The following is an 11,470-nucleotide window of genomic DNA, read 5'->3' as shown; positions in this document are numbered from 1 at the left end:
GTGGCGCCCGCCGCGCCGCGCCTGGCGCGCTTCCTGGAGCCCGAGGTGCGCCAGGGACTGGTCAGCGTCAGCGACGAGGCCGAGCGCAGCACCGTGCGCCTGCGCGGCGATGCGATCTTCGGCTCGGGCAGCGCCGATCCGCTGCCCGCCGCCGCGCCGGTGCTCGCGCGCATCGGGCAGGCGTTGGCCGCCACGCCCGGCGAGGTGCTCATCACCGGCCATTCCGACAGCCAGCCGATCCGCTCGCTGCGCTACCCATCCAACTGGCACCTGTCGGCGGCGCGCGCCGAGGCGGTCAAGGCCATGCTCGCCCCGCTGGTGGCGCCGGCGCGCATGCGCACCGAGGGCAAGGCCGATTCCGAGCCCGTCGCCGCCAACGACACCCCGGCCAACCGCGCGCGCAACCGCCGCGTCGACATCGTGCTGCTCGCGCCGCCGCAGGCCGCACCCGCGCGGGAGGCAGCGCGATGAAAAAGCTCTTCAGGCTGCTGCTGCACCCGCTGCTGCTGGCTTGCATCGCGCTGCTGGTGCTGGCGCTGCTCATCTGGTGGGTCGGGCCGCTGCTGCGCATCGGCGAGCATGCGCCGCTGCAGTCCGAAGGGGCCCGGGCGGCGGCCATCGCGGCGCTTGCCGCCATCGCGCTGCTGCGCTGGGCCTGGCGCCGCTGGAAGGCGCGGCGCGCCGGCCGGCACCTGGCCGAGGGACTGGCGCCGGCGGCCCGCCCCGCCGCGCCGGCGGCCGACGGCAACCCCGAGCAGCAGGTGCTGGACGAGCGCTTTGCCGCGGCCATCGCCACGCTGCGCCAGATGCGGGTGAGCAGCGCCGGGCGCCGGCCGGGCTGGCGCGACTGGCTCTCGCTGTCCAGCGGCAACTACCTGTACGAGCTGCCCTGGTATGTGTTCATCGGCCCACCCGGCTCGGGCAAGACCACCGCGCTGGTGAACTCGGGCCTGAGCTTTCCGCTGGCGGAGAAGTTCGGCCCCGGCGCGATCCGCGGCGTGGGCGGCACGCGCAACTGCGACTGGTGGTTCGCCAGCGAGGCGGTGCTGATCGACACCGCAGGCCGCTACACCACCCAGGACAGCCATGCGGGCGACGACAAGCGCGCCTGGGAAGGCTTTCTCGCCCTGCTCAAGAAGGCGCGGCCGCGCCGCCCGCTCAACGGCGTCTTCCTCACGGTGAGCGTGGCCGACCTGCTCGGCCAGGGCCTGGAGCAGCGCAGCGCGCTCGCCGCCGCCATCCGCGCGCGCCTGCTGGAGCTGGACGAGCGGCTGGGAGCCCGGTTGCCGGTCTACGTGCTGGTGTCCAAGAGCGATCTGCTGTACGGCTTTTCCGAGTATTTCTCCGACCTGGGCAAGGAGCAGCGGGCACAGGTGTTCGGCTTCACGCTGGCGCCCGAGGAAAGCGCGCGCCTGGTGGAGCAGGGCGTGGGCGGGCCCTTCCAGCGCGAGTTCCAGCTGCTGCACCAGCGCCTGAACCAGGGCCTGGTGGCCCGCATGCAGCAGGAGCGCGATGGCCAGCGCCGCGCCGCGCTCTTCGGTTTTCCCGCGCAGTTCGCGTCCATCGGCCCGCTGCTGCAGGAGTTTCTCGAGCAGGTGTTCACCGGCTCGCGCTTCGCGCAGCCGCCCTGGGTGCGCGGCGTGTATTTCACCAGCGGCACGCAGGAGGGCAGCCCGATCGACCGGGTCATGGGGTCGCTGGCGCGCAGCTTCGGCCTGGGCAGCGCGGCGCTGGCGCCGCAGCAGTCCGGCGGGCGCAGCTATTTCCTCCAGGCCCTGCTCAAGGACGTGGTGTTCGGCGAGCAGCAGCTCGCCGGCTCGGATGCGCGCACCGAGCGGCGCCTGCATGCGCTGCGGCTCGCCGGCCTGGGCGCCATGCTGCTGTTCACGCTGGCGCTGCTGTCGGCCTGGGCCTATGGCGCGTGGCAGAACCTCGGCTACGTAGCCTCGGTGCAGGCCAAGGCGGCGCAGCTCGGGCCGCCATTGGCGGCATTGCCGGCCCACGGCGCCGACCCGCTGCGCCTCGCGCCCGTGCTGCAGGCGGTGCGCGACGCGTGGAAGACGCCGCGCAACCGCGACGGCGACGCGCCGCTGTCGATGACCCTGGGCCTGTACCAGGGCGACAAGCTCGATGCCGCCGCCCGCCAGGCGCACCAGCGCATGCTGGAGGAAGCCTTTTTGCCGCAGCTGGCGCTGCGCATCGAGGAGCAGCTGCGCAACGCCCGCAAGGACAACCTGGAATACGCCTACGAGGCGCTCAAGGCCTATCTGATGCTGCACCAGGGCGAGCACTTCGATGCCGAGGCGCTCAAGGCCTGGATCACGCTCGACTGGGAGCGCTCGCTCGAGCGCGGCGTGCCGCAGGAGCAGCGCCGCGCGCTGCTGCAGCAGCTCGACGCCCTGCTGGCGCAGGGGCCGCCGCGCGTGCCGCGGCGCATGGACGAGAACCTGGTGCGCAATGTGCGCGCGCTGCTGGCCAGCTTTCCCGCCGAGCAGCGCGTGTTCAGCCGGCTCAAGCGCCAGCGCCTGGGCGGCGACGTGCCCGCGTTCACCATCGCCGGCGCGGCCGGGCCGGCGGCCCCGCTGGTCTTCGAGCGCGCCAGCGGCAAGCCGCTGACCGAAGGCGTGCCCGGCCTGTTCACCTACGACGGCTACCACAAGCGCTTCCAGGGCGAGGTCGGCGTGGTCAGCGCGCTGCTGGCGGCCGAAGATCCCTGGGTGCTGGGGCAGGGCGGCGGCGCCATGGACCGGGTGCGCGACGCCGCCGCGCTGCAGCAGCTGACCGAGCGCGTGCGGCGCCTGTACCTGGAGGAATATGCCCAGCTCTGGCAGGCCTTCCTGTCCGACCTGCGCCTGGTGCGGGCGCCGGACATCGAGAAGAACATCGAGATCGCGCGCACGCTCTCGGGCGCGCAGTCGCCGCTGGCCAGCCTGCTGCGCGCCGTGGTGCGCGAAACCACGCTGACGCCGAGCGAGGCCGACAAGTCCGCGGCCGAGCGCGCGAGCCAGACCGTCAGGGACGCCCGCCGCAGCCTGGAAGAGCTGATCGGCGGCGCGGGCGGCAGCGGCAAGCTGGCGCCGCCGCCGGGCAAGCGCATCGAGAGCATCGTCGACGACCGCTTCGAGCCGCTGCGCCGCCTGGTCACGCCCGCCGCGCCGGGCGCGCCCGCGCCGCTGGACGATGCGCTCAAGCTGTTCAACGAGGTCTATGTGTACCTGAGCGCGGTGGACACCGCGGTCAAGAGCCGCAGCGCGCCGCCGCCCGGCGACGTGGCCGGCAAGCTGCGCTCGGACGCCGGCCGGCTGCCCGAGCCGCTGCGCTCGATGATCGAGGCGCTGAGCAGCGGCGGCGCCGCCCAGGCGCGGGTGGCCGAGCGCAGCAACCTGAGCCAGGACCTGCGGCCGGTCACCGAGTTCTGCCGGCGCGCGATCGCCGGCCGCTACCCGTTCGTGGAAGGCGGCAGCCGCGACGTGCTGCCCGAGGACTTCGGGCAGATGTTCGGCCCCGGCGGCCTGATGGACGATTTCTTCCAGAAGCGCCTGGCCGCGCTGGTGGACACCAGCGCCCATCCCTGGCGCTACCGCCCGGTGGCCGAGCAGGCGGCGATCTCGACCGCGGCCATCCAGCAGTTCGAGCGCGCCGACCGCATCCGGCAGATCTTCTTTCGCGGCGGCGGCAAGGGGCCCTCGATCCGGCTCGACTTCAAGCCGCAGGAGCTGGATGCGGGCATCGCCCAGTTCACGCTCGACGTGGACGGCCAGCTCGTGAAATACGCCCACGGCCCCATCGTTCCCATGGCGGTGCAGTGGCCCGGCCCGAGAAACAGCAACCAGGTGCGCATCACCGTGGAGCCGCCTGCGGCCAACGGCACCTCGGGCATGGTCACCGAGGGACCATGGGCGCTGTTCAAGATGCTGGACAAAGGCCAGCTCACGCCGGGCGATGCGCCGGAGAAATTCATCGTCACCTTCCAGCTCGATGCGCGGCGGGCGCAGTTCGAGGTCACCACCAACAGCGTGCAGCACCCGCTGCGCCTGCGCGCGCTGCGGGAATTCTCCTGCCCGGAGGGGCTGTGATGCGGCAGGCCAATGCCGTCGCCCATGCCCCCCCGGCCCTCGCGGTGCCGGGCTGGTGGGGCAAGCTGCCGGGCATGGGCGATTTCGCGGGCCGGCGGCTCGATGGCGGCTTCGTCGCCGCCTGGGATGCCTGGCTGCAGGCTGGCCTCGGCGCGCTGCGCCAGGGCCGCGCGGACTGGGTGGCGCGCTACCTCGAAAGCCCCGTGTGGCTGTTTGCGCTGGGCGCCGGCCTGGCCGGCCCCGAGGCCTGGGCCGGGGTGCTCATGCCGTCGGTGGATGCGGTCGGGCGGTATTTTCCGCTCACGCTGGCAAGCGCCTGGCCGCAGGCGCCGGCCTGGCCGCCCGCGCTCGCCGGCTGGTGGCAGCGCGCCGCCGCCCTGGCCCTGCAGGCGCTGGAGCAGGACATGGACGCCGCAGCCTTCGAGGCCGTGCTGCTGCACGGCTTTGTCCCCGGCGAGGCGGAGGCCGGCTCCGTGGCTGGTCTGGCCGGCCTTGCGGCGCCGGCCGCCGGGGCCAGCCTGTGGCTGCCCGACCCCTGGCGCGGCGCGGCGGCGCCGCCGGCCATGCGCTGCGCCGGCCTGCCGCGCGCGGCTTGTTTTGCGCAATTGTTCTGCCCGCAGCCATGCGGCCAGAGCGGGGAGCGGCCATGAACGCGCCGCCCGGCTCCCTGGGCGTGGACGAAGAGGCCACGCGCGTGCAGGGCGGCGGCGCTGCGCCAGCGCCAGCGCCGGGCGGGGCCGGCGTCCTGGAGCGGGGCACGCGGCTCGGAGAGTTCGAGATCACCGGCCTGGTCGGGCAGGGCGGCTTCGGCGTGGTGTACGAGGCCTGGGACCATGTGCTCGAACGCACCGTGGCCATCAAGGAATACCTGCCGGCCTCGCTGTCCACCCGGCATGCCGACGGCACGGTGGCGCCGCTGTCGCAAAAGCACCGCGAGACCTTCGAGCTGGGCATGCGCAGCTTCATCAACGAGGCGCGGCTGCTGGCGCGCTTCGACCATCCCTCGCTGCTCAAGGTCTACCGCTTCTGGGAAGAGCGCGGCACGACCTACCTGGTGATGCCGCTGTACCGGGGCCAGACCCTGCGCCAGGCGCTGGCCGCCGAGCCCCGGGTGCAGGAGGAATGGCTGCTGCGCATGGCCGATGGCGTGAGTCAGGCGCTGGCGGTGATGCATGGCGCCCAGTGCTTTCACCGCGACATCGCGCCCGACAACATCATGCTGCTCGAAGGCTCGGGCCTGCCGGTGGTGCTGGATTTCGGCGCGGCGCGGCGCGTCATCAGCGACCGCACGCAGGCCATCACCGTGATCTTGAAGCCGGGCTATGCGCCGGTGGAGCAATACGCCGAGATGCCGGACATGCAGCAGGGCCCCTGGACGGATGTCTACGCGCTCGCCGCGGTGCTGCACATGGCCGTGTGCGGCAAGCCGCCGATGCCGTCGGTGGCGCGCATGCTGTCGGACAGCCATGCGCCGCTGGCGGGCAACGAGGCGCTGCGCCAGCGCTTCAGCGCCCGCCTGCTGCAGGCCATAGACCGGGGGCTTGCGGTGCGGCCCGAGCAGCGGCCCCAGTCGATGGCCGAGCTGCGCGCGCTGCTCGGCCTGGACGGCGCGCCCCCCGCCCAGGCGCCACCGCCCGTGCCGACCGAGCCCACCATCGTGCTGGCGCGGCCATCGCCAGGCAGCGGCAGAGCCAGCGGTGCCAGGCTCTGGATCGGTGGCCTGGCCGCGGCGGCGGCGCTGGCGGCAGCCGGTTCGCTGTGGTTGTGGATGCAGCCCGCGCCCCGGCCCGACGCCGGGCCGGCGCCGATCGAACCCGCCACCGCGCCCCGGCCGGCGCCACCCGAGCAGGCGCCACAGCCTGTCGCCAGCCCCCCGGCGGCACCGCTGCCCCGCACGCCGCTGCAATCCCTGCAGGCGCTGGCCCAGCATGCCGCGGCCGATTTCGCGGTGAGCGCGCAGCCGCTCAAGCCCACGGTGCGCATCGGCAAGGACGGCCTTGAATTCGAGCTGCGCAGCCAGCGCGACGGCTATGCCTATGTCTACCTGCTCTCGACCGACGGGCAGATGCTGCTGCTGTTTCCCAACCAGCTCGACCGCCACAACCGCATCGCCGCGGCGCAGACCCTGCGCCTGCCACGCGCCGCCTGGCCCATGAATGCGGCGGGGCCGGCCGGCAGGGACGAGTTTGCGGTGGTGGTCAGCGCCAGCGAGCGCGACTTCAGCGAATCGGGCGCGCAAAGCGACGGCATGTTCACGCAGTTCGCGCCGCCGGTGCTGGCCGCGCTGGAGGCGGCCAGCGCAGCCGGGCCGTCGCCGCTGCTGGGCAAGGCGGTATGCCCGGCAGGCGGCGGCTGCGACACGGCCTATGGCGTGGCGTATTTCAGCGTCACGGAAGAGTGAAGCCGCAGCATAGGAGTAAAGCCATGACCTCTGCATCCATCGACCCCGGCATCCGCGCCTGGCGGCTTGCCGCCCTGGGCCTGGCGCTGGGCGGCTGCGTTGCCACGCCGGAGCCCGCGCCGCAGGCTCCGGCGCCGCTTCCCGGCGCGGCGCAGCCGGCTGTGCAATTGCCCGCGCCGGCCCCGCTGCCTGGAGCCGCGCCCTCGCCGCCGCCCGGCAGCAGCATCGCGGGCCAGGCGCGCAGCTTCTCGACCCAGCTCGCGGTCTACACCGCGGTGCCGTTCGCCGCGCTGCCCGGCTGGGAGCGCGACGACCTGTCCGAGAGTTGGTCGGGCTTTCTGGCCAGCTGCCAGGTGCTGAACCGGCGCGGCGTGCCGTGGAAGGAGATCTGCGCCCGCGCCAGCCAGGTGGATGGCGCCAGCAATCCGTCGATCCGGGGCTTTTTCGAGCGCGAGTTCGCCGCCTACCAGATCCGCGACGACGATCGCCGCCCCGATGGCGTGGTGACCGGCTATTTCGAGCCCGAGATCGAGGGTAGCCGCAGCTATGCGCCGCCCTTCATCTACCCCGTCTACGGCCCGCCGCAGGACATGCTGTTCCTCGATACGCGCAGGCTGCCGGCGGCGAACTCGGTTGTCGCCGCCACGGTGCAGGGCCGCAACGTGGTGCTGCAGCCGGGGCCGGCCAAGGGCGGCGCCGGCAGCTACACGCTGAACCTCGCCGAGATCGTGCGCGACACCGCCGACCGCAAGGCGCGGCTGCGCATCGACGGCCGCCAGCTCAAGCCCTACTACACCCGCGCCGAGATCGAGACGCGCGGCGCGCCGAACGCCCGGGTGCTGGCCTTCGTGGCCAATGCGATGCAGCTGTACGAGATGCAGATCCAGGGCTCGGGCCGCATCCGCCTGAAGGAGGGCGGGGTCATCCGCGTCGGCTATGCGGAGCAGAACGGGCAGCCGTTCCGCCCCACGCTGGCCAAGGGGCCGGGCGGCAGGCCGCGCACCGCGGTGCGCACGCGCGGCGGCGCGATCGAGCTGGAGCTCGATGACGACGAGGACCGCGATTTCAGCGACCCCGGCGCCATACGCACCCGCGGCTTCGTGCTGGCGCGGCCGGTGAGCGCGGGCGCGGTGGTGGTGCCGGGGCGCAGCGTGAATGCCGCCATCCAGGGCTCGGGCATCCAGGACCCAAGCTATGTGTTCTTCAAGGAGGTGAGCCAGCCGGCCAGCCACGGCCCGGTGGGTGCGCTGGGCGTGCCGCTGAAGGCGGGGCGCTCCATCGCGGTCGATCCGCGCAGCACGCCGCTGGGCTACCCGGTGTTCGTATCCACCCGGGTGCCGGGCTCGTCCGCGCCCATGCAGCGGCTGACCATCGCGCAGGACACCGGCGGCGCGATCCGCGGCGCGGTGCGCGCCGACTATTTCTTCGGCAACGGCGACAGCGCGGCGCGCCAGGCGCGGCGCATGAAGGAGCGCGGCCAGCTGTGGGTGCTGCTGCCGCGCGGCCAGGCCGTGGCCGCGGCCAGCGGCAATCCGCTGCCGGGGCTGAGGACGCGCGGCGCCGCCAGCCTGGCGAACTGCCTGGTCCCCGATGACGACAGTTGCGCCGATTGAAGGAGCCTGCCCATGCTGACCCCATTGAGCATCGATGCCCTGCTGCGCATCGCCGACCTGGCGGCCACCGGCCGCGAGCGGCCCGACCTGCTGATGCTGCTGGACAATGCCGGCAGCCCGGTGGCCGGCGAGTCCACCCGCAAGCACCCCGATGGCAAGCCGCGCCTGGACATCCTGGGCTGGTCCTGGGGCCAGCTGGCCAGCGCCGTGGGCGGCAGCGCCGACGGCGCGCGCCACTTCGCGCCGCTGACCGTGGTGCGCCAGGCCGACGCCGCCAGCGCATCGCTGTCCAGCCTGGCCTACAGCCGCACGCAAAAACTCGCCATCTCGATCAGCGTGTTTCGCGCCGGCGGCGACGCCAGCCATGCCGATACCGGGCCGATGTTCGAGTTCGGGATCGAGCAGGCGCAGCTCATCGGCCAGCATTTCATGACCGGCCACCCGGCCGGCGTGCTGCTGGAGGTGCTGATGTTCAGCTACCGCAAGGCGCGGGTGCGCTCGGCGCCGCAGCAGGCCAGCGGCGCGCGCGGCGCGGTGCGCGAATGCCTGATGGCCGTGGTCGGCACGTCCTGACGCCAAGGCAGCTGCGCCATGCCGTCACCCCAGGCCCAGGAATACCTGCAGCCCTCGCTGCTCGACCGGCTGCTCGACGATGCTCCCGGCGAGCAGGCGGAGGGCGACGAGCGCCGCACGCTCACCCGCCAGGCGCTGCGGCAGGTGGTGCTGCGCGATCTCGGCTGGCTGTTCAATGCCTGCGGCCGGGGCGCGGAGCTGTCCGAGAAGCGCTATCCGCAGGTGGCGGAGTCGGTGCTCAACTACGGATTGCCTATGCTGTCTGGCCAGTTCACATCGTCCATCCAGCGTGTCAGCATGGAACAAGCCTTGAAGCGCGCCATCGTCCGCTTCGAGCCCCGGATTCTCCGCCATACGCTGGAAGTGGAACTCACCATGGACGGATCGGCCCTGGACTCGCACAACTGCATCGAGCTGACGGTGCGCGGGATGCTGTGGGCGCAACCGGTGCCGCTCGAATTCCTGATGCGCAGCCGCATCGACCTGGAGGAGGGGCGGGTGGACGTGCAGGGTGGCCTGCCATGAACCCGCTGATGCTCGCCGCCTACGAAGCGGAGCTGCGCTACTTCCGCGACACCACGGCGGAGTTCGCGCGCGCCCACCCCAAGATCGCGCGCCGGCTCGGCATCGAGGGGCAGGAGGTGGCCGACCCCTATGTGGAACGCCTGATCGAAGCCACCGCCTACCTGGCGGCGCGGGTGCAGCTGAAGGTGGATGCGGAATACCCGCGCTTCACCGGCCAGCTGCTGGACATCGTCTACCCGCATTTCCTCGCGCCCACGCCGGCCTTCGGCATCTGCGCCTTCGCGCCCGAGCTGGCCGACGCCAACCTGGCCCAGGGCCCGCGCGTGCCGCGCGGCAGCGCGCTGCGCTCCAGGCAGGCGGCGGGCCAGAACACGCATTGCGAATTCCGCACCGCGCACGAGCTGCGCCTGTGGCCGCTGCGCATCAGCGGCGTGCAGTATTTCAGCTACGCGCCCGACCTGCCGCTGGCGCAGCATCCGCGCTCGCGCGACATCCGCGGCGGGCTGCGCATCGGGCTGGAGGCGACCGCGGGGCTGGAGCTGTCCGCGCTGGCCATCGACGAGCTGGTGCTGTATTTCGGCGGCGCGGCCGATGTCGCCTGGCAGCTGCACGAATGCGTGCTGGGGCAGCCGCTGGGGGCGCTGGTGCGCGGCCCCGGCGCGGGCGATCCGGTGGTGGCGCTGGCGCCCGAGGCCATCGCGGAGCTGGGCTTTGCCGACGACCAGGCCTTGCTGCCGGCCACCGCCACCGGCTTTTCGGGCTTCCGGCTGGTGCAGGAGTATTTCGCCTTCCCCGAGCGCTTCCGGTTTGCGCGCATCGGCGGGCTGGCGCGGGCGCTCGCCGGGCGCAAGGGCGCGCAGGCGGAGCTGGTGATCCTGTTCTCGCGTGGCGATGCGGCGCTGGAGAAGCTCGTCACCGGCGACAGCGTGCAGCTGCATTGCACGCCGGTGGCCAACCTGTTTCCCAAGCCGCTCGACCGGGTGGTGGTGGACGAGGGGGTGAGCGAATTCCACCTGCTGGCCGACCGCACGCGCGCGCAGGATTTCGAGGTCCATTCGATCACCGAGGTCGTCGGCTACGGGCCGCCGTCCGAGGGCATGGCCGAGCAGGTGTTCATGCCGTTCTATGCGGCCTTCCACGGCAGCCGCGATGCGCACCCGGCCTACTACACCAGCAGCCGCTCGCCGCGCGTGCCCTCGCCGCGCGAGCGTGCCCAGGGCAGCCGCAGCAGCCATGTGGGCTCGGAGCTGTACCTGCAGATCGTCGATCCGCAGCAGGCGCCGTTCGCCTCGTCGCTGCGCCAGCTGGCCGTCACGGCGCTGGTCACCAACCGCGACCTGCCGCTGCTGCTGGCCCTGGGGCGGGGCGACGATTTCGAGTGCGTGGAGTCCTTCGCGGTGCGCGGCGTGCGCATGGTGGCGGGGCCGTCGCGGCCGGTGTCGCCGGTGGTGCGCCAGGGACTGGGCTGGCGGGTGATCGACCACCTGGCGCTCAACTACCTGTCGCTGGCCGACAGCAGCCCCCAGCAGGGCGCGGCCGCGCTGCGCGAGATGCTGGCGCTGTATGCCACGCATGCCGACGAGATCCGCCAGGCGCAGGTGCGCGGCCTGCTGTCGGTGCAGAGCCGGCCGGTGGTGCGCCGGCTGCCGCTGCCCGGCCCGATGGCGTTCGGGCGCGGGCTGGAGGTCACGCTGCAGGTGGACGGCGCGGCATTCCACGGGCACAGCGCCTTTCTGTTCGGCGCGGTCATGGCGCGCTGGCTGGCGCGCCATGTGGAGGTCAACCACTTCGTGGAAACCGTGCTGTCGGTGGCCGGCAAGGGCGAACGCATGCGATGGGAGGCGATGTGCGGAACACGGCCCGTCCTCTGAGCGGCCCGCAGGCCATCTCCGCGTGGCTGGACGAGCGCGCGCACGAAGCGTGGCGCTACGACTTCTTCGCGCTGATGCGCCGGCTCGAATGCCTGGCGGGCGATGCGCCGCGCTGGGGCCATGCGCCCCGGCCCGCGCTGGAAGCGGTGCGCGTGGCGCAGGAGCCGTCGATGTCGTTCGCGCCGGCCGCGGTCAGCGGCTTCGAGCCCGCGGGCGAGCTGCACCCGCCGCGGGTGCGCCAGACCTTCTTCGGCCATGTGGGGCCGAACGGCCCGTTGCCGCCGCACCTGTGCGACCTGGTGCGCGAGCGCGTGCTGACCCGCGGCGACCGCACGCTGCTCGAGTTCCTGGACAGCCTGCTGCACCGCTTCGGCCTGCAGCTGTACCGGGGGGGGGGGGGGGGGGGGGGGG

The 11,470-nt window shown here is 73.0% G+C and carries 9 protein-coding genes; all 9 read left to right on the top strand.

What is annotated here, in order from left to right; genetic code table 11:
• The coding region (gene tssL / locus ACODRX_RS25505) for a type VI secretion system protein TssL, long form (RefSeq protein ID WP_488874351.1) at positions 1 to 471 on the top strand (471 nt) is incomplete at its 5' end.
• Positions 468 to 4,076: a type VI secretion system membrane subunit TssM gene (gene tssM, locus ACODRX_RS25500; protein ID WP_488874350.1), complete on the top strand. Its 3,609-nt coding sequence runs from the start codon at positions 468 to 470 to the stop codon at positions 4,074 to 4,076. The genes tssL and tssM, both read left to right, overlap by 4 nt.
• A complete protein-coding gene (gene tagF, locus ACODRX_RS25495) occupies positions 4,076 to 4,726 on the top strand; it encodes a type VI secretion system-associated protein TagF (protein WP_488874349.1) in 651 nt (216 codons plus the stop codon). Before tssM ends, tagF begins: the two co-directional genes overlap by 1 nt.
• Positions 4,723 to 6,477 carry a serine/threonine protein kinase gene (locus ACODRX_RS25490; RefSeq protein WP_488874348.1) on the top strand — a complete coding sequence of 585 codons (1,755 nt, stop codon included), beginning with the start codon at positions 4,723 to 4,725 and terminating at the stop codon, positions 6,475 to 6,477. Before tagF ends, ACODRX_RS25490 begins: the two co-directional genes overlap by 4 nt.
• Before the next feature lie 23 nt (positions 6,478 to 6,500).
• Positions 6,501 to 8,090 carry a murein transglycosylase A gene (mltA, locus tag ACODRX_RS25485; RefSeq protein WP_488874347.1) on the top strand — a complete coding sequence of 530 codons (1,590 nt, stop codon included), beginning with the start codon at positions 6,501 to 6,503 and terminating at the stop codon, positions 8,088 to 8,090.
• Between the two features lie 12 nt (positions 8,091 to 8,102).
• Entirely contained in the window at positions 8,103 to 8,663 is a 561-nt protein-coding gene (locus tag ACODRX_RS25480; protein ID WP_488874346.1) for a type VI secretion system tube protein Hcp, read from the top strand.
• 18 nt (positions 8,664 to 8,681) lie between these two features.
• Positions 8,682 to 9,188, top strand: coding sequence for a type VI secretion system baseplate subunit TssE (gene tssE / locus ACODRX_RS25475; RefSeq protein ID WP_488874345.1), 507 nt, complete (start codon positions 8,682 to 8,684; stop codon positions 9,186 to 9,188).
• Complete coding sequence (gene tssF / locus ACODRX_RS25470; RefSeq protein ID WP_488874344.1) at positions 9,185 to 11,059, top strand: type VI secretion system baseplate subunit TssF; 1,875 nt, start codon at positions 9,185 to 9,187, stop codon at positions 11,057 to 11,059. Before tssE ends, tssF begins: the two co-directional genes overlap by 4 nt.
• Positions 11,035 to 11,470 (top strand): type VI secretion system baseplate subunit TssG (locus ACODRX_RS25465; RefSeq protein ID WP_488874343.1); only part of this gene is annotated, 436 nt, incomplete at its 3' end. The genes tssF and ACODRX_RS25465, both read left to right, overlap by 25 nt.

The organism is Comamonas sp. FG99, assembly GCF_057808605.1.
The sequence above is the reverse complement of the archived record's forward strand: the minus strand, read 5'-3'. Positions and strand labels throughout refer to the sequence as shown.

Coding starts and splice junctions, on each gene's coding strand:
- tagF (WP_488874349.1), top strand. CDS start 4,076: ATGCGGCAGGCCAATGCCGTCGCCCATGCCCCCCCGGCCCTCGCGGTG.
- tssE (WP_488874345.1), top strand. CDS start 8,682: ATGCCGTCACCCCAGGCCCAGGAATACCTGCAGCCCTCGCTGCTCGAC.
- ACODRX_RS25490 (WP_488874348.1), top strand. CDS start 4,723: ATGAACGCGCCGCCCGGCTCCCTGGGCGTGGACGAAGAGGCCACGCGC.
- ACODRX_RS25480 (WP_488874346.1), top strand. CDS start 8,103: ATGCTGACCCCATTGAGCATCGATGCCCTGCTGCGCATCGCCGACCTG.
- tssM (WP_488874350.1), top strand. CDS start 468: ATGAAAAAGCTCTTCAGGCTGCTGCTGCACCCGCTGCTGCTGGCTTGC.
- mltA (WP_488874347.1), top strand. CDS start 6,501: ATGACCTCTGCATCCATCGACCCCGGCATCCGCGCCTGGCGGCTTGCC.
- tssF (WP_488874344.1), top strand. CDS start 9,185: ATGAACCCGCTGATGCTCGCCGCCTACGAAGCGGAGCTGCGCTACTTC.